At 62.6% G+C, this 18,619-nt stretch carries 11 protein-coding genes; 1 reads left to right on the top strand and 10 read right to left on the bottom strand.

The features are described from left to right. Positions 1–231: 231 nt before the first annotated feature. The 9 genes from ABIB28_RS12115 to ABIB28_RS12075 are packed head-to-tail and all read right to left on the bottom strand — an operon-like array spanning position 232 to position 17,023. A complete protein-coding gene (locus ABIB28_RS12115; protein WP_354288336.1) occupies positions 232–1,638 on the bottom strand; it encodes a DNA phosphorothioation-associated putative methyltransferase in 1,407 nt (468 codons plus the stop codon). Between the two features lie 11 nt (positions 1,639–1,649). Continuing rightward, positions 1,650–2,102, bottom strand: coding sequence for a class I SAM-dependent methyltransferase (locus tag ABIB28_RS12110; protein ID WP_354288335.1), 453 nt, complete (start codon positions 2,100–2,102; stop codon positions 1,650–1,652). Next, complete coding sequence (locus ABIB28_RS12105) at positions 2,103–7,436, bottom strand: FtsK/SpoIIIE domain-containing protein (protein WP_354288333.1); 5,334 nt, start codon at positions 7,434–7,436, stop codon at positions 2,103–2,105. Positions 7,437–7,449: 13 nt separating this feature from the next. Next, a complete protein-coding gene (locus tag ABIB28_RS12100; protein WP_354288331.1) occupies positions 7,450–9,087 on the bottom strand; it encodes a hypothetical protein in 1,638 nt (545 codons plus the stop codon). Continuing rightward, complete coding sequence (locus ABIB28_RS12095; RefSeq protein WP_354288330.1) at positions 9,087–10,937, bottom strand: hypothetical protein; 1,851 nt, start codon at positions 10,935–10,937, stop codon at positions 9,087–9,089. The genes ABIB28_RS12100 and ABIB28_RS12095 overlap by 1 nt, the downstream gene beginning before the upstream one ends. Continuing rightward, positions 10,937–11,752: a phosphoadenosine phosphosulfate reductase family protein gene (locus tag ABIB28_RS12090; RefSeq protein WP_354288328.1), complete on the bottom strand. Its 816-nt coding sequence runs from the start codon at positions 11,750–11,752 to the stop codon at positions 10,937–10,939. The genes ABIB28_RS12095 and ABIB28_RS12090 overlap by 1 nt, the downstream gene beginning before the upstream one ends. A 5-nt stretch (positions 11,753–11,757) precedes the next feature. Then, positions 11,758–14,943, bottom strand: a complete 3,186-nt coding sequence (locus ABIB28_RS12085; RefSeq protein ID WP_354288327.1) for a hypothetical protein — start codon at positions 14,941–14,943, stop codon at positions 11,758–11,760. Next, positions 14,940–15,836 carry a DUF4007 family protein gene (locus tag ABIB28_RS12080; RefSeq protein ID WP_354288325.1) on the bottom strand — a complete coding sequence of 299 codons (897 nt, stop codon included), beginning with the start codon at positions 15,834–15,836 and terminating at the stop codon, positions 14,940–14,942. The genes ABIB28_RS12085 and ABIB28_RS12080 overlap by 4 nt, the downstream gene beginning before the upstream one ends. Next, positions 15,821–17,023, bottom strand: coding sequence for a cysteine desulfurase family protein (locus ABIB28_RS12075; protein ID WP_354288324.1), 1,203 nt, complete (start codon positions 17,021–17,023; stop codon positions 15,821–15,823). Before ABIB28_RS12075 ends, ABIB28_RS12080 begins: the two co-directional genes overlap by 16 nt. A 362-nt stretch (positions 17,024–17,385) precedes the next feature. Between ABIB28_RS12075 and ABIB28_RS12070 the strand changes: the two genes are divergently transcribed. Next, positions 17,386–18,189, top strand: a complete 804-nt coding sequence (locus ABIB28_RS12070; protein ID WP_354288323.1) for a hypothetical protein — start codon at positions 17,386–17,388, stop codon at positions 18,187–18,189. 8 nt (positions 18,190–18,197) lie between these two features. Here the strand turns inward: ABIB28_RS12070 and ABIB28_RS12065 are convergent. After that, a partial coding sequence (locus tag ABIB28_RS12065) for a hypothetical protein (RefSeq protein ID WP_354288321.1) occupies positions 18,198–18,619 on the bottom strand: 422 nt, incomplete at its 5' end.

The following is an 18,619-nucleotide window of genomic DNA, read 5'->3' as shown; positions in this document are numbered from 1 at the left end:
CAAACCTCATGCCTATTTGGGGGGCGGTCGCGCAGGGCGGGACGAGACGAGCGCGATAGGGCAGCGATCGTCAATAAATCATGACTGCGCGGTTCCGTTCGGTAGCGAAGTCGAGCTGCCCGTCGCCTGCCAGCCGATCTTAGGCAGCTCCTCGATTAGCAGCGCCCGACCAGTGGACCACCCATCAGAGCGCCGAGGGCAGATATGTCGCGGCCATTCGCTCGAATCAGATCACGTTCTGACGAGAACCTTCACCTCTCCGTTGCCATTGGTAATGCGATGCTGTTCCTCAAGCGATCGCTGCCGTGAGCGTCGCGCCATTCCAAACACATCCGCCTTGCGGACGAGGACGCGGGAATCGGTGCGGACGACGAAGTCTTGTCGCTTCAGGTCTATCGTGATCGAGATGTTCGTCTCGGGAAACGGCTGGCGCCTTCCGGCTAGCGGGAAGAGCGTGGTGCGACGGCGCAGCGGGTCGAGCCGGACGAGATGTTCCTGTTCAATATCGCCTGAAAGGTAGAGCGCGCACCCAACATAACACCTGAGCACTCCCTCAAGCTCGGAGACTCGTTTGCTGTCGATGACGAGGCGCTCGTCCTCATCGAGCGCGCCCAAACCCGAAGCGGCCGCGCGCCTCATGGCGATCACAGTGCGCTGCGGATCGGCAAGGGCATGGAGATATTCGAGCGCCTGCTCGCCGAACTGCTGCTGGCTGCCGAAGTGATGGCGAATGTCGCGCACGATGGCAGGGCTCGGGCGCGCGGCGGTGCGTGACCGGTTGAGAATGTTGAGCGCCTGATGGACAAGCAAATCTTCGCGTCGTTCTGTCGCCGCCTGCGCGAACAACCCTGCATCTATGCCATCATCTCGGCTGGCCTCGATCGCTCGCGCGAACGACACGCGCTCCGCGGCAAGAAGATCGTGTAGACCTGGTTCCATTTCGTCGGGGTGAGGCAACCGCCCACGCTCAAGTGCGAAGTTGGCTATAGCGTCGACGGCACTGGCAATCCGATCGGCGAGTTGCGGTCTGGCGACTGCTGCCCGGGCGGGGCGATTGGCACGGTATGCGCTCGTGGACGCACGGCATCCGCGGCGTCGATCGAGAAGGAAATCCTGCTCGTCCTCAGGTGAGCGGAAGAGCGCAAAGATGCCTGGTGCCAAAGCGACGGGCTCGATCCCCGAGGTCAGGGTCAACATTGCCTTGAGCTCGGCCTGCTGGAAGTATTTCTGGAAAGTGCCCCTGGCCGTTACGTAGCCGTCGCCAAACTGGCGCAGGCCGTCCACAGGAACGGCGCCTACGATCATCACCGAGACGATCAGCACGCGCGTCGCGAGCGCCCACGCTCCCTTTAGGGCATCGGCCCGTTCGACCGGATCCTCGATCACGTTCAGGACGAAGCCTAGGTTGACGATCTCGCCCTCATGCCGTGGTGCCTCGGGTGCGAAATGGGGGTCCCAGCCCACCGCCTCAACGCCCGCCGCCGCCAGCGCTCGCAGGTCGTCTCCTTGGCCGCAGCCGTAGTCGAACACAGTCACCCCAGGCCGCACCATACCGTGGCGAACCGCAAGCGACATCGGCTGCGATAGGGTGTGCCGCACCATGGCGGTGCGATGGCGGTGAACGGTAACGTTGGTCATGCCTGCAACACTTAGTCTCCGACGAAAGCCAGCCCCGCCTGCGCAAGTCGCTCCCGCCAGACTTTCTGTCGCCCGATGAGATGGCTATCCCTGAATAGTCCCATCTCGACTAGAAGTCTTGTGGTCTCAGCCCAGCGCCCGACGCGCGGATCGTCCAGCGTCAGCAGCTGTTCCTTGCGGTGCAGGATTAGTGGGTTGGCGGAGCGACTGAAGTCGGTCCGAGCATGCTCACCGTTCGCGACGTTCACGCGGGTCGAGGCGATGAGCCGCGGAAAGGCGGCTGCGTCAAAGTCCTCGTATTCCAGCAGCCCGACGACATGCTTCTCGACGCGCGCGACGTTCCACCGGGTTGCACCGGCGATCGCAACCGCCTTGTCGATTATCGACCGCACATCCTTTTCGAGCGCCCCGATCGCGTCGCGGTGGGCATAGAGCGCGCCACGGACTAGCTTCCCGACCGCCATCTACTCCGCCGCTTCCCGTCGTGCCTCCGCCCAGGTCGCGATCACCGCGTCCGCGAGCTCTTCGACCTCGTCATCGCCGATGAAGGGCACCTGCAGGTAAATCTTGTCGTCGGTGTCGAGTTTGGCGATCAGATGGCCCTTACCAAGCAGCCGGTCCGCGCCGGTCTCTCCGAGCGCGATCCGCGAGCTCCCCTCGTCGCCGAGGCGCAGAATCAGCTTGTTGCCGAGATTGGTCCTCAACTGCATCGTCATGACCTGGTTGTCGGCTCGCTGATAAACCATGAACAGATGGAAGCCCGCCGCGCGAGACTTCGTTGCGATCTTGTTGATGAGGCCGTCGACCACCTTCTTGAAGTCGTCGTCCTGCATCCAGTTGGCGACCTCGTCGAAGAATATGATGATCCGTGGCATGCGCCGCGCGGGTGGCACCTTTCGGTTGTATTGATCGATGTTGCGGCAGTTCTCGCGGCTGATCTCATCGTATCGTCGGTCCATGTCGCCAACCAGCCGCTCCAGCAGCGCCATCGCCTCCTCCTGATCGTCGATTATGCCGCCTTTCAGGTGCGGCAGGCGACGCGCCCACGCGTAATCAACCCCACGCTTGGGATCGATCAGGTGCATCTCCAGCTCTTCGGGGCTGTTGAGCGCGCAGAGGTCAAGCATGAGGTTAGTGACGAGGATGCCCTTGCCGCTGCCAGTGTTACCCGAGATCAGGTTATGGGGCGCCGCGCGCTCCTGTGAGAGGTAGCCGCTGGCCAGCGGCAGGTAGCACAGGCTGCCGTCATCCTCCTTCTCGCCCAGCAGCGGCGACGTGCGCTGGCCATCTGTAGGGTCCGTCGCTCGCTTCAACCACGCGTCGGCGAGGTGAAGGATTGCGCGTGCAGGTCGCCGCAGACCAATCGCGATCTGTCCAGGCATTGGCGAGATGCGCACAATGTCGAGCCCGTAGCGGGTTAGAAGGTCCGTGCGCTTCCGTTCCAGCCAGGCGACGGTAAGCGTGCGACCGCCGACATAGACGAGACCCGTGTTTGGCGTCAGCCGCTGGCCCATTACGGGTGCGTCCATACCCTCGGCTTGGAGCGCCGCGCGCAGTGCGTCGATCTGTCCGGTCAGCCATGACTGGCCCTCCGCCTGATCGCTAGCATTGCTAAGGCGGTGGAGCGCCTTGGCGATATCGTGGCTCCAGGGGCCTACAGATTCGGCGAGCCCCTCAGTTGCAGAAGTATCGGCGGACCCTTCGTCCGCCTCGTCGCTCATGGAAGCTGGCACGTCTGGCTGTGGATCGGACGGCGGCGATGATGAAGATGATGCATCGTTATGGGGACCATCTTGCGTCAGCCCAGTATTCCCCTGCGGAGATATCGACTTCGCCTCGACGTCGCTTGCTCCAGCGTCTGCGACCGGCTGCGGCCAACCGGCTGGCACGTGGATCATGGCGGCTACCGAGTCGTCGGCCAGGCCGCGCAGAGCCTTCGCCGTATCCGCGCGTGAGAATACCCATTGCGCAAGGCGCCTCCTCTCGGCGATCACCTTTGCCTCGTCGGGCAGCTGAGGCATTGGCTCAAAGACGGCGTCAAGCTCGTGACTGAACACCATCGAGTGTCCGTCGACCGAGATGGGGAAGGTGCCGTCCCGCAGCCCTTCGAGCCAGCGGTCCTGTCCGATGCCGCCGACCTGATCGAAGGGTTCCATATGCTCGAGGACCATGTCCGCAAGTCGATGTCGCCAGATCGCCGGGTCGAGGTTTGCAGCGCCGCCAAGCAGGCGGTGGTTCAGCGCCGTCCAGGTCGCCTCCAGCTGTCCGGCCGACCGTTTGCGGTGCTCGGAGATTCCGTCCTGAGCGACGTATTTAGCCTCGGCCACAACGACGCGGATCTCGGGCCCGTTCGCGCCGACCGCGAAGTCGATGGCGAGGATATCGGCCATCTCCCCGGTCAGGTCGAGCCAGTCTCGGTAGTCATCGAGGAAGAACCACGCGGTCCTGTTCTCGCGATCGACGCGCAGGAGTCGGTCGAGTTCGCGCTGGGATAGGACGAGGCCGAGCAGCTCGTGAGCGTAGTTCGCCCACTGTGCGCCACGCATGACGACGCCGCCCGAGAGCTGCGCCGCACGGATGAACAGCTGGTGCCGGAGTGCCGAAAGCGTGTCTGCATCGAGACCCTGGAGCAGAATGCCGATGTCCGTATCAATGCAGTCGCCAAGCTCGCGCTCCGTGATCTCCGTCGACACGATCACGTTGTGCGTCGATCCTGGCACGCTGAAGTATCGGATGATGCGGCGTTCGTCGGTCGCGATGAGGCGGCGGTCGGCGACACGGTCGAACGTCATCACCCAGTTGCCGAGTTTGTGCGCCTTCGCGAGTATCTGGCTGACCTCGCCAGCCTTGAACTCGACCTCTTGCACGGGAAGCCAAGGTTCCGCATTCGTCGCGACGTCGCGCATCATGATCGTGCGCAGGGCGTCCACGTAGACCCGTCCGGCGAGCGGCTGCCTCGGCGCGGTCAGATACAACGCCGACGTGGTGTTCCCCTTGCGGAACGGCCTTCGCTTAGAGCGCGCGGTCGGGACGAAGGTCGCTATCTCCTCGCTGGCGCCATCGTCGAACCCCTTTGTCCAGCGAACCTTGCTGCTGCGCGCGATCACATCTTGGAGCAGAACGACGTCATTCGCCTTCTGCGTCTCCTGCGCGAGCGTCTCGGGGCTGAAAATGCCGACGCGCAGGCGCGACAGGAAGTTTCGGGCGGCCTCGCTGGCGAGGCTGGTGTCGATCTCGTGGCTGATACGGCGGTTCTGTCGCTCGTAGACCTGTCGCAGTCGGACAGGGTCGTCATCGGTGACGACCAGTTCGCACCGGATCTCGCTGTCGTCTTCGACCCTCCGCGAAAGCCCGTTGGCCATGGCAAGCGGGAGGTTCTCGGAGTCGGCGTTCAAGATCACCACCGAGAAGTTAGCACGCTCGTGCGGCCGTAGTTTCAGGTATTCGTCCGCTACCCGGTCGAACGCCGCGATGGCAGCATCGGCTGGTTCGTTGGTCACGCCGTGCTGCGTGCCCCCCGAGATTGGCTCAAGCAGGCTGTAGTCCATGATGGCCTGGGTTTCGGCGAGGAGCTGGGCATCGAGGGTCTGTAAAACGGCGATATCGCCATAGTAGGTGCCGCCGAGTGTCGCGATCCGGTCGCAAACGAAATCCTCGACACCGCTGCGCTGATCGGGATCGCTGGTGACGACGGCGGTCACTGCCTCGGCCAGCTGGCGGGCCTTCGCACCGATCTCGGCAAGCCTTAGCGGATGCCATGCGGTCAGGATGGCTGACGGCGTTTCGCCCTCGACGGTTACGAGGCCGATGCTGGCCAGGGGGGCGAGCAAGTCGCGGATGCATAGTTCCTGCGGTGCGATCGTCATGACGCTGCGGAGCAGGTCGCCATAGAGTTCGGCCTGAAGTAGGATCTCGTCGGCACCGATGCCCGTGCCCCGCACAAGCGCGTCCACAGCCGCGCCATACGATGCGACAAACGCGTCGTATGCTGATCGCAGCTCTTGTCCCTGATCGTGCGTAATTACGCCCTGATCGACGATGGCCGCCAGCGAGCGCGGCCAGATGAGGTCGATCCGGTTCTCCTCGCGCCCTGGGTTCGCCAGCAGCCCTTCGCTCTGCTGGAACGCGTCCGACACGGAGCTTCGTTGAGCGAGATCGACGGTGCTGGGCGCGGCGCTGCGGCTCGCCCTATTCTGGTGAATTCGTCCCGAGATCAGGTGCGTCGGATGTGTTGCGTCCTGCTGGCGGATTTGTCGCAGATCAATCGAGAGCGAAAGGCCCAGGGCCTCGGGATGCGGTTTCCAGACCATCTGCGCTCGGTTGGCGTGAGGCTTGCTGGATCGGTCCTTGAGAACGGCCTCGAGCTCTTGAGGCGTGACGAGGAATGCCTCGAATTCGAGTTCGGTCGCCGTCTTCCCGCTGCTGGTATTCTCCTCGGCGACGCTCTGCTCCCAGCTATCCGCCCAGCATCGTCCGAAGTCGAGGATCGTGTGTGGCGCGAGCAGACCGGGAAGGCCGCGGTATCGGTCACGAAGGTAACGCAGGATACGTGTGTTCTTCTCCGACGCCCAGAAATCCATCTTCTCTGCATTGCGGAGCCGGATGAATAGAACGCGCGGAGTTTCCTCCGTGTCGGCATCATCGGTTTCCGGGAAGGCGCGGTGCGCCAATCGCAGAAGGCCTTCGCCGAGGTCTCGTGTCTCGATCGGTGCGCGGAATACCATCCGCTCCCACCGCTTGTAGAGTTTCGGGTCGGTTTGGAGCCGTGGACGATGCCTGGCGAAGAAGTCATCGACCTGCTCTGAAGGCTTGAGGTTTTCCTTCGCCAAGTCGGTGAGCAACTCGTCGTCGGCTGGCGTCAACGTGCCGGGATATTGGCGCTCGAAGAAGGACTTTGTCTCGCCACCGAACGACTGCTTCGGCTTGCGCTTGGATTCGCTGAAGAACGGCTCGATGCGGTCCCATCCAAGCTCGGAGACCGCCTGCTGGCTCGGGGTCCACTGCCCGTCGTGAACGCCACGGTCGGCGACAAGCGCCTGGAGTTTGTCATGAAGTTCATCTGTGAGCGCACCATCGGCCTTCATATCTGCCAGCCTCTGGCGCAGCTCGCCGCGGTTGAGGGGATCGCCGTCCTTGGCGCGCAGGTAGATCGCTGGCTGGACGTCCTCAACGATCTTGCGGAAGAAGCGCGCTGCCGTTTCGGCCGACTCCGTGATCTTCATTCGCAGATCACCGCTGTCCCTTGGAAGCCGCAACGCGGGGAGGGAGGCACGGACCGCGTTCTCGGGCGCGAGGCCGTTGTCGATGAGCTGAATGACGACGCTCGACACAAAGTCGCCGATCGTCTCCGCGTCGTGTGCGACGAATGCGCTTAGCACCCCTTCGAGAACGTTGGTGAACTTGTCGCGGATCTCTTCCGAGCTTTGCTTGAGTGCCACCTGTGACCAGATGGCAGGACTTTGCAGCAGCCATGCCTCATCGATTTTCGAATTGTGCGCCAACGTTGGTTCGGTCGCCTTCACCATGTCAGGCGGAACGGTGCATACCGTTAGCTTCATTCCCACCGTCGCATGATTACGGTGCCACGGTGCTGTCTGGTCCGATATGACAGCGGGCGCCACGTCTCCAATGGCCAGTTTCGGGTGGATGAACACCTCAACATCTCCACCGTGCGCCGCCGCATCCTGCGCCACGCTTTTCGCGATGGCGCTGGTCACGGCGGCGTCGAGACCGATGATGCAGTAGAATGCGCGGCCAGTTGACGTATCGCGCACGTCGGCGAGGCGACGCGCGGCCACCTGTCCAATTAGTTCAAGCGTGGACAAGTTGCGCTGCTCCGCTGGTGACCGCTGTCGCGTCATGGAATGGATTTATGACAAACGCGCAGTCGTCGGACTTACGGTCGAGGAAGCCAAGCACGCGCAGTCTGTCCTCCAGCCGTCGCTCGTTGTCCTTCAGGTCCGCCAACGGCGCAGGAAGGGCGCTTGTCTTGACGTTGAAGGCGCTTCGCACCTCTTCTGGTCCAATGACGATGTTGTATCTTGTCATAAGGCGATTGAGAAAATCGCCGAATTCCATTGGCGTCTTGACGTTTGCCAGCACCAGCGCCTCGAGAAATGCGTCGCTTGGCGCATACCATGTGCCCGAGCTGCGCTGTGCCCTTAGCATGCCGATGTGCTTGGCGTGGTTCGAGAATGTCGATGTGATTGAGTGTCCTTTGCTGTTCTGCGCCTGCGTCCGCAGTTCAGCGAGCTGGTCCCGCGGGGAGGGCATCCAGTCCGGATTTGGCGATCGGCTTGGCTTCCACAGAAAGCGCGACGCAAGAAGATCCATGGACTCCTTCGCACCTGCGGCGCTGGCCAGGATACCGCTCCACTCGTCCGACGCGGCGAAGTCGTCGATGAAGGCGCAGATCGCTTCCTGTGGCATCGAGCGATGCCGCTTGAATTGGTTCGCGGATAGCTTGCGTACTGGGTTGTTTCCGGGCGCGCCGAGAAGATCCAGGAAGAAGGGGGGAACCGGAACGTCGTCGCCGATCGTCTCCTGTGCACGCCCAAGGATATAGAGAATCTGCATCAGCCCGCTGACACGCTCGAGGGGATCGAGCAGGTTCTCGACCGGGATGTTGCCAAGGGAGAGCAGGGCGATCCAGTCTTCGGCTAACCGATTGTAGCTGGTAGCGCATGGCACTGGCAGATAACCGATGTGCGTATCGCCGACCGATGCAGGGGCCGGCCCGCCAACGCGCTTTGCTAGCCGGTTCCAGGGGCCCGTCGCGCTGAGGAGGCGCCTCTCGATGAGTTCGCCAAGCGCCTCCCGCGGCGAGGCGCGGTTCAGCATGAGGTAAAGCATCTCACCCGTTCGACGCATGAACTTGCGATCAAGCGAGTTCTTGTCATTCACGTCTGCGAACAGCATCTCTGGTCCGAGCGGCAATATGTGCCGCGACGTCCACCGCTTTGCAGACTGGGCCTCAATCTCGGCGGTGCGGAGCAACTCGACCGAGCGGGCCATCTCGCCGAACGTCTCGAATTCCTCCTGCAGGTAACCCAATTCGAGGCCCGCATAGTCGCGACCGACGGTTTCGAGCCAGGTCTGCCAGCGCGCCTTCTCGTCCACTGACTGGCCGTTAGCGATACGGAGCACTTCACGGTCGCGGAAGAGCATGTGTCGGAGCTCGTAATTGAGCCGCAGTCCGTAGGTGACTGCTTCGTGCTTCGCCGAATCCACGGGTGCAACCGGCGTGAAGACGGGATCTCCCTGTCCCTTACGGTGGAAGCAGATGTGCAGCGCCTCGACCACGGTGAGCCAGGGTGACTGGTCGTCATAGAACAGCAGGCCCCAGATCGCATACTCGCACCACAGCTTGACACTCGAAAGGTTCTGGGTCTCGGGCACGCGCACGGCGTTCTTCGCGAGCTGCAGGTGCTGGTTCCGGCTCGTCGTCATCAGATCTCGATCCTGCTGGCCTGAATCTCGCCTTGGGTGCCGAGCGACAGCATGCGAACGACCTCCGGGCCTGGCTCATCGTCGACGTGCATCGCGCGGATCGCCGCCGTCGCTACCAGCGCGTAGTGCCGTATCTCTTGGTGGCATTGCCGCGAGAAGCTGGCTGGAAGGCTGCCGTTGGCGACACGCATCAGATACTCGAAGAGGAGCGGCCGCAAGTCGAGTTGCGGCATCTTCGACTGCACCCAGAGTTTGGGGACCGCCACCCCGAGCGATGGGCGGCGCGTGACGGGATCCCGCGACAGCTTCACCGACAAGTTGGTGGTGGACGTGCGGTCTACGGCCTCGACTGTGGCGACCCTTCCGGAGGGGTCGTCGGTCTTGCCTATCGTCCCCGACAGCCAGAGATGGTTGTCGTCGGCGGCCATCATGCCCGTCAGTGCCCGGTTGAGGCCGCGGACGAGCTGCCGCGTGAATGGATCGGTGACGTCTCGCCCAGCGCCATCCGCGAGTGCGTCCAGCAGTCGGAGATATTCGCCCCCGTGATGGAAGATTGTCAGCCGCCACGGCGTGGCTGCCTCAAAGTCTGCATGGTCGGGAAGGAGGAAGAACGCGCGTCGGCGTTGCGCTTCCAAGCCGCGGCGGAACGCGCGGATCGCGACATCGCCGCCGCCTCCGCCGAGATATTCCTGACGGAGTGGGTCGAAGAGGTTGGAACCGTAGGTTTGCTCTTGACCAAACAGCGTGTCGTAGAGCGACTTCGGCTCGCGCTGCACGAGCATCGCGTCGACGAGGTTGTTCGTCTCGAACCCCACCCCGAGCACTTCGAAGATCCCGAAGACCCGGTTCGCGCGACGCCTGTCGTCACGCAGGTTGCGACCCATCGCGTTGTTGTAGGGATTTGTGCTGCCGTAGTCGCGTGCCGCCGTCCGCTTCTTCGCCGTGGCGCAGTCGAGCAAGGGCCGATCGGCGTTCTTCGCGTCGCCGAGAATGATGTTCACGACGAGTGTCAGCAGCTGCCGGATGGGCACATGCTGATCATTGGCCGCGGCGAGGCGAAGCGACTCCCGCAGTCGATTTCGGAACGACGATGGCACTCCGTTCGACGCCATCAGCAGGGAGCGGTTCAACTGGATCGGACATGGGTTTTCGCCCGAGGCGCCCGGACATCCAGAGCAGGCCCCGTCCCAGTCGGGATGTTCGAGGACCGCGTCGAAAATGGCATCGACTGTTGCGCTGCTCCAGGTCCGGCTAAGGTTCATCAGCCGCAGTGAAACACCGTCCGCAATCTCGCTCTCGGCGCGCAGCATCTCGGTGATGCGTTCGTGGAGCAGCCGGTAGCGATCCACCTCGGTTCCCCCCGCCCGAGCGGCGTCTCGGAAGTATTTCAGCAGCTGGCCGTCGTTCGCGGCTACCAAGTATAATCGCTCTTCGGTCTCGCCGAGCAGAGCACTCGCAAAGTTCGCGAGCTCGGCGACCTTCTCGCTATCTGATATCTCGCTCAGATCGCGGATGACGCGGAGCTCTCGACCGTCGGCAAGCGCAATCCGGAGCACCCCTTCCGCGCCCGGCCAGCCGACCAGAGCGGCAGGGTGATGCTCCTCGAGAAAACGCCGGATATGGAACGTCTTGCCATCTCCCGCGGTGCCAGTGAGGATGACGTTCCTACCGCCATTCGTGTTCAGCTCCGTGGCTATGTCCTTAAGGCGTGGTGCCTGCGTGCTGATGCTGGCTATGCCATATTCTTCCTCTGCGATCCGGATGTTCTCGTCGCACAGGCTGTCCGAGGCGGCGACCGGGCCGTATGTCGCAAGGAAGTCTACGAGCCTGTTATGGGCCGGCGCACTCATCAAAGGTGGCAGACGGCGCAGCCGTCATCCGCCTTGGACTTAACCGCCCGTCGCGGCATGTTCTCGACATCGTCTAGAGATCGGCCATCGACCCAAGTGTATTTCCGCCCCTTCTTCATCGTCTCGTATGCCTTCGCCTTTTCATACAGCTCGGGATGACGCTCCTTGAGACCCTGCCATTCGCCGATCTGCTGATAGAAGCAGAAATAGCACCCTGAACGGCTCCGCCATTCGTAGTAATCAGGCAGGCCGAGCCCGGCGCTATCGAGAATCCGGCCAACCTCCGCGATGTCGATCGCGTCGTCCCGGTAGGGATAGACGGGCGTGATGTTGGGCTTTTCCGATATCACCACTGGCTTGGCGCCAGCCGTGCCCGTCCCGAGGTATCCAGCGCGGTTCTCGTCCGCGCGTATGCCAATGTAGGAATAGGCTCGGTCGCCACCGATGAAGCGCTCGAACGGCGCGATCTTCATGATGCGCGTGCACCAACGCGCGCGCGGGCTGGGCAGGAAGCCGGCGAAGTGTTCGAACAGCGCGACGTCGAACGCCGTGCGGCCCGGCTTCTCAGCGACGTCGAACATCTCCATCGCCGAGACCCGGTGGATCTTCACTCCGATAATATTCTCGAGCCGGTCTAGGTAGTCGATCGTCTCGGGCAGCTCGACGCCTGTGTCGGAGAAAACATACTCGAAGTTCACCTCGGGATTGCGCTGCTTGAGATAGACGGCGAGCGCGGACGAATCCTTGCCCCCGGACACAGGCACGATGTGCCGTGCCCCAGTATCCTTCACCGCGTCATCGACGTTGGTGGCCACCAAGCTCATATTTTTTCCCCGGCGACCTGAAGGTCGCGGATGCGACTGTCTTCGGTCTCGTCAATTTTAACAAGCATTCTGGTAAGTTCTTCGACGCGGGCGTGAACGATCGGCCTCAGGGCCACCGTCGGTGTATCGGTTTCTAGCGCCGCCGCCTCGATCCGTTCCCGCGCGTCGCGCAGCGCGGATCTAAACTGCGCGGCGGTGCGATCGTCCCACTTGTCGAGGCTGCGCTGGAGCAGGATCGAACTGAGCGCGTTTGCTAGTGATTTAGGCGAAAAGCGGCCATTCACCGCCTCGACGGCCTTTCGCAGCACCGCGCGATCGACGATGCGCAGATCGTCGCGCCGGTCGAGCGACGCGGCATCAAAGCAGCCCGCCCATGCGGTAACCGCCTCCAAAGGATCGACGCCAATGTAGGCGGACCGAAAACTCTCGGCGATCACCTCGACAGCATCTTGAGCGAACTGGTCACGAAGATGGTCGATCTCGTTCCGCGCCGCTTCGAGCTTTCCGATCAGGGTGGGCGAGGGGCCTTTCGCACCGAGCGCTGAAGGAAGATCATTGAGTAGGAGCTGCACGGGATCGGAGGAGCTGTCCACTGTCCGCAACAGCCCCCTCGCATGCGTCCCCAGCTTCTGCGAGCGTCGTGACCCGTCTGGAACGGTGAGCAGCCAGCGCGTCAGCGCATCCTGGGCGAAACGGACGAGTTCAGTGCTCGCCGTCGGTCGTTCGTGGGCGAAGACGTAGGCGATCTCGGATAGGTATTCGACAAGATCGGGTGTGGGGTCCAGCACCTGGACGCAGAACCCCTCCGGGCTCGACACCATGTTGTCAAACTGGAAGCCGAGGGTGTCCGCCACGTATCGACCGCTGTCGTAAAGCGCCACCGCACGCGAGAAATGCTTGAACCCGGCAGCGACGAGCACCGGTATGACGGCCATCGGGACGCCCATCGGCGCTGATGCCAGGCTAGAGACAAATGCGTTCAGGTCACGGTATGCTCCCTTACCGTGGCCTGTTGGGGTCATGAAGAAGGCGGCGATGCGGAACCAGACCTCCTGAAGGCCGGGCTCGGTAATCTGATCGGGGTCGGCGAACCGTTTCGATCCCGCGGGGCGAAGGCCGGTGTTCTCGATCACCGTTCGGTAGATCGACCCTTCCGCGCTGCGATCACCCTCCTCATATCCCAACCGCGGGCGGTCGGAGCGTTCTAGGATAGACCCAACGACGCGCACGCGGGCGGTCTGCATTGTGCGCGACGCCGCGCCGCGCATGAGCTGCTCGTTCGCGATCCTTGGCGTCTTATCGAACCACTTGCTGAGTAGACGCGAGGCGGCCATCGGCCCCGGGCGCTCCGGCGATACCTCGAGACGCTGACCCTGCGAATACCATGTCGAGCCGGTGGCGCGTGGATCGAGCAGTCCGCGCAGAAGCGTCGCCAGCTCCTCGAACGCCACCGACTGGAGTTCGTCGATCTCGGTAGTCACCATCGGATCCGAAGCTACGAAGTCCTTGTCGGAACGGAGCGCCTCGATCGACGTCAGTTCGATCGCTGCGCTTTCGGCGGCGAGCGGCCGGTTAGGCACCGCGATGATTCCTTGGGCATCTGACTTCTTCGCCAGCTTCCGCGCGGCTGCTATCTCGGCCTTGTCCTCGGCGAGCACGTAGATGATCGCGCCGGCCGCGCCGCCTCCGCTGTCGAGCAGTGTCTCCAGCTCGTCGACGGAAGCGTAGCGCCCCATCAGGAAACGGTTTACCCCGAACTCCGCGTTGTGACGCGGCGCCCGCAGGTGTGGTGCCGGGAAACGGCCTTCCAGGAAGGTTCGCAAATCGAAGGCGCTCATCCGCCGCTCGCGTTCCTCGCGCACGCGTATCGCCACGTCGATGTCTGCGCCGTGCCAAACCGCCACGTCGTCGGTGTGTTTGCGCCAGAGCAGCAACTTGGCGGCGAGAAGTTCGTCGACCGCGGCGGCGACTTCGGTGGCGGGGAGGTCCGCCTCGGCCACCGCTAGCTGGAGCACGTCTCGCGGCAGGCGTCGTCGTTCGCCACTGGTGCCGAGCTGGAGCACGCATGCCGCTGCCAGCAGCATTCGCTGAAGAGGTGTTCCAGCCCGCGACCGCGCGCTCTCGGTCTCGATCCAGCGGCGGTAGGTGCCCCCGATACCGACGTCGGTTCGCATCGCGTCCGAGAACGCCGTGTATACGGCCTCGATGTCGACTTTTCGAGTCAGGTCTATCTCGCGCAAGAAGGAGAACAGACTGCGCTCGTTCTGTCCCACCCGTGCGACAAGCGTGGGCAGGATCTGCAGCGCGCCAGGCGACAAGGGCCTCGCGTCGTTCAGGATCGCTAGCGCCTGGCTCGTGTCCTCAATACCGTCGAGCCACTTCCACTTGACGACCTCGTCGGCAATGTCCTGACCAACAGGCGCCATGATAGAGGGACTGTCAGGCGCGCGCATCTCCGACACGATGTCGGCGATGAGACGGTAGAACTCCTGACTGTCCTCGATCATGCGAAGCGGGCGGAACCGGCCTTCGATCTTCCGCCACTCGCTGCGCGACGTTTCGTTCAGGCGTGTCGCGTAGGCGAGCAGATTCTGGTGCAGCAGTAGCGTTAGGCTCATCGTCGGCGCTGACGCGCGTGAAACGCGTTCGGCCAGACGCTGGACTACGTCGAGCTCGCCCGATCGGCCATCGGCGACCAAGCCTTCGAGATGTCGCCCGAACTCGTCCCAGACGATCGCGACGTGATCCCACCCAGCATCGCGCATCGCCTTGCCGAAGCCCTCAACGCTCTTGGGCGGCTGCTCCATCCCGACAGCTTCGGCGATCGCGGCGATCGGGTCGTCGACCATTCCCGATAGAACGACCACGTGACCCCGAAGCGATCCGGCTGACCGGCTGCGTAGCGCCATTCCCGCTGGTGCATCGACTTGGTCGACGCGGTCCAACACAGGCGCGAGCGGGCGACGGTGTTCGTTCGAATTGAACACCAGCAGCGCTCCTACACCAGCGGCCAGGCTCTTTCCGCTGCCATAGGGCGCAATCACCATCGTCGTGGCGCCTGGTTCCAGGATCGCCGTGATGATCGGCAACGCCCGGCGGGTCGGGCGATAGTGGCCGAACCGCTCGGGGTGCTCCAGGTCTTCAACTAAGCTGAGTGAGCGGAAGAAGTCGGCGCCGATCATGATGTTTTCTCGACGCGGGCGTAATAGTCGCCCAGCCATCGTTCAATTGGCCTGACCGTCGCACGCAGATACCGCTCACCCGCCAGCGTCTCGACGCTGACACCTTTCATCCACATTGCTTTTGACGCTCTACCAACCATCTCGTCGACGGCGTCTAGGCCAGCGCAGAACACCCGCCCCGGACCGGAGCGAAGCGTGGCGAGTTCGCGCAGGGACAACGCGTTCCTGCCAGTCTCCTCGGCGAGCAGCGAGGAGCAGGCGAGGAACGCCTCGACCGGCAGGCCGACGGGGGCACGGGTGCGCTCGAAGCGCCGAACCAGATCATGACGGACGATGAGGCCCAGTTCGCGGAACGGGCACGCGCCAACGTCGTCAGGATCCACCAGATCGACGCCCGGCCGCGCGGCATAAGCGCTGAGAAGGCATGAGACATCCTTGAGCGCCATGGCTTCGCTTGCCGGCCGCATGGCCTTTGCGCGCGTGAACTGAAGGAAGGCCTCGGCGCACGCGGCTCGGTCGAAGATGCGATCCGAATGGTCGTTGAAGAACCATGACCAGACCGTTCCTTCACGCGTAGCCAGGATCAGGTGGAGGAACCACCAAGTGCCGGGTAGCTCGCAATAGGGATCATGTGCGGTGACCAAATCGGCGATCTCAGACGCCACACGGCCCGACCGTCCATCGTCACCGTCGCGCGCCAGGCCGGTAGCCTTGAGCCAGAATGCCAAGGACTCAACCATCTTTGAGCCGAGACCAAGATCGTCGCCCACCTCGGTGTTGGGATGGAAGGCACCATCCTTGTGCATGCGCGACAGACCCTTCGGCAGCCAACCGTAGCGAACCGGGAAGGTGACGTGGCCGCCATAGGAGAAGCGCATCATGCTCGTGACCATGACACGCTCCTCAAATGACTTACAGCATCGGCGATGATCGTTGCCGCTTCGTCCATCTCTGCCTCTGTGTTGATGGCGGAAATGGAGAAGCGGACGGTTTCGAAAGCATCGCTCTCGGACATGCCCATCGCCATCAGGACATGCGACGGCTCGGGGCGTCGGCTTGAGCATGCCGATCCCTGCGATGCGGCGACGCCGCGGCTGTCCAGCTGCGCGATCAGGGACATGCCGTCGACACCCGGGAACCGGACGCTAGAAATATTGGGCAGCCGTTCGGCTCTCTCGTGGGAAAGCACAACGTCGGGAAGGGCGCCGCGCAATCTCGCCTCTAGATGATCGCGCAACTGCGCCATGTGGATGACGCACTCGTTCATCGCGTCGGCTCGCGCTTCGCAGGCAGCACCAAAGCCAGCGATCAGCGGAACCGCCTCGGTGCCCGCTCTAAGCGAACCCTCCTGGTCGCCACCGACGAGTAGCGGCGCGAGCGCGACGCCTCGTTCCGCGACCACCATCGCGCCGACGCCCATCGGCGCGTGCAGCTTGTGGCCGGACACGGTGATCACGTCAGGGCCGACGCCGCGCGATAAATCTATCGGCAGCTTCCCGAACGCCTGCGCTGCATCCGAGTGGAACGTCGTCTGCGGTCGGGTGTCCAACATGGCCGCGATCGCGGCAACAGGCTGGATCACCCCGGTCTCGCTGTTCGCGAACTGGATCGAGACGAGAAGCGGCCCCTGCGCTGACGCGACCATCGCCTCGAGCTGCTCGAGGTCCACCAAGCCAGCCCGATCGACACCGACGAAAAGAACGTTAGTTCCGCAGGATGCGGCCCGCTCGGCCGACCGGAGCACGGAGGGGTGCTCGACGGTGCTCGTGATGATCGTGCTTGCCGGTATGCCTGCGAACACGGTGTTGTTCGCCTCGGTGCAGCCTGATGTGAATGTCACGCCATCATCCTGCGCGCCGCTCACAAGCGATAATACGGCATCTCGGGCGCGGGTGAGCGCGGCCCGCGAACGGTTTCCGAGCTCGTGCACGCTGGCCGCATTTGCAGCGCCGCTGCGCATTGCCGCGACGACCGCGTCGATCACCTCTTCTGTCGGAACGGTGTTCGCCGCGGCATCCAGGTTGATAACCTCGAAGGCGCTTAACGCTGAAGAAACGCTCGATATCTCGGTGTTCAGCACTTCATCACGCCATCATTCCTTGAACATGTGACGGCTTATAGGATCGGCGCTCTCGCGCCGCCAACGGTCTATCTAAGCCAGTCGCCTCCAGATCGCGTCGGATGCGCTGATGACGTTGGAACATACCAGGAATCGACGCTAACTGGCAATCGCTAACCGGCGGACGGCGCGGCTGCCTGGCCGATGGCCACACCGTGTTGCCGCGTGGCCGGACAGCATTGGCGGATCGTGATCAGGATACTCTCGCACTCCTCGACGCCGAGGTGGACCAGGCATTCTGGTCGCGGGCGAGATCATTGGCGGTCGCGAGCGGGACGGACGTGTGCAATCCTCGCATAGTGGTGCTGTGAGGGGATGACGTGATGATCCTAGAGCCGAAAAAACAAGCTACGGTGGGTGGATTGGACCATTTCAAGCGAGTGTATTTCAAGCGTTTGAACGATGTGCACCTTGGAACGCAGCTGACGTTGAGGTCGCTAAATGAACTGAGTGAAACGGTGCCAGTGCAGCGCAAGAAAAGTCCTTATCATCACTTCGTCGTTCCGTCGGGCGGTTCCTCCGTCGGTCGCATCCGACGTGACCCAAAGCAGATGGCGACGCTCATCGACAAGCTCATCTCACACGATGAGTGCGCGAAGGCGATGCTGCTGTGTGTCGGCATCACAGAGGATTATCTCCATAATGCTATGCGCATGATGCTTCGCGCGTATCCCGAGAGGCTCGCTTTGGGACCTAAGGGCGGCCCCTCGGAAACGCCGATCACGCTTGATGACCTGCTCGTGAAGGGTAGAGACGCGATCATCGACGAGCGGATACAGCAGCGTCTCCACCGCGTGCTTCACGCTAGGCCGACCGAATACCTCAAGTATCTTTCCGCGATCCTGCAGTTGAAAGCGGTCGATGAAACGGTAGCCAAGTTCAGCGAAGCAAAGGCGACGAGGGATATGATAGTTCACGCTAATGGTCGCGCGAACGCGATCTATATCGAAAAAGCCGGAGATCTCGCGCGTGCCAAGGTTGGCCAGCGTTTGGATGTCGGGCAGCCCTACTTCGATCACTGCGTTGCCTCTATGAAACGGCTTATAGGTGAGATCAACGACGGACTGACCGGTAAATACGCGAACGATGCGCGGGTGCTATCGGCGGCCGACCGCTTTTTCCTGTAAATGGTCTACTACTCGGCGAATGCGCGCTGAAACCGATCCCTCCCGTGCGTCAGAGCATCGTCCGACCTGAACCATTCCGACCGCATCCCTGCACGATCGAATATTTCGCTGATCCGGTCGCGTTGGGCTCTAACTCGACGCAACATATCATCCTGCGCAGGCATCTCGGCTTGATCTTCGGCGAGGTTCTTTGCCTCGCGTTCTATGGCTGCGTCGAACGCGTAGAGTTCGGGCAGCTCTTCTGGTCGGCCGACGACATCAGTCTGATTCTGGTCGAACATTCGGACGAGCAGATTGCGGTAGCTCGGCCACAATTTCGGCGTGGCATCGCCACGTGGATGCGGCGGTGACAAAGCAGGCCATTGGAACGCCGGCGTGGTGCTGAGCGTGGCGGAGTAAAATCCGGCCGTTGGTAAGGTTGCTTCTTTTG

Origin of the sequence: Sphingomonas sp. UYEF23 (assembly GCF_040546165.1) — a bacterium.
Taxonomy (GTDB): Bacteria; Pseudomonadota; Alphaproteobacteria; order Sphingomonadales; family Sphingomonadaceae; genus Sphingomonas; species Sphingomonas glacialis.
The sequence above is the reverse complement of the archived record's forward strand: the minus strand, read 5'-3'. Positions and strand labels throughout refer to the sequence as shown.

Bases quoted from the DNA above. Each gene is read 5' to 3' on its own strand.
- ABIB28_RS12100 (WP_354288331.1), bottom strand. From the start codon at position 9,087: ATGACGACGAGCCGGAACCAGCACCTGCAGCTCGCGAAGAACGCCGTG.
- ABIB28_RS12095 (WP_354288330.1), bottom strand. From the start codon at position 10,937: ATGAGTGCGCCGGCCCATAACAGGCTCGTAGACTTCCTTGCGACATAC.
- ABIB28_RS12070 (WP_354288323.1), top strand. From the start codon at position 17,386: ATGATCCTAGAGCCGAAAAAACAAGCTACGGTGGGTGGATTGGACCAT.
- ABIB28_RS12085 (WP_354288327.1), bottom strand. From the start codon at position 14,943: ATGATCGGCGCCGACTTCTTCCGCTCACTCAGCTTAGTTGAAGACCTG.
- ABIB28_RS12110 (WP_354288335.1), bottom strand. From the start codon at position 2,102: ATGGCGGTCGGGAAGCTAGTCCGTGGCGCGCTCTATGCCCACCGCGAC.
- ABIB28_RS12080 (WP_354288325.1), bottom strand. From the start codon at position 15,836: ATGGTCACGAGCATGATGCGCTTCTCCTATGGCGGCCACGTCACCTTC.
- ABIB28_RS12115 (WP_354288336.1), bottom strand. From the start codon at position 1,638: ATGACCAACGTTACCGTTCACCGCCATCGCACCGCCATGGTGCGGCAC.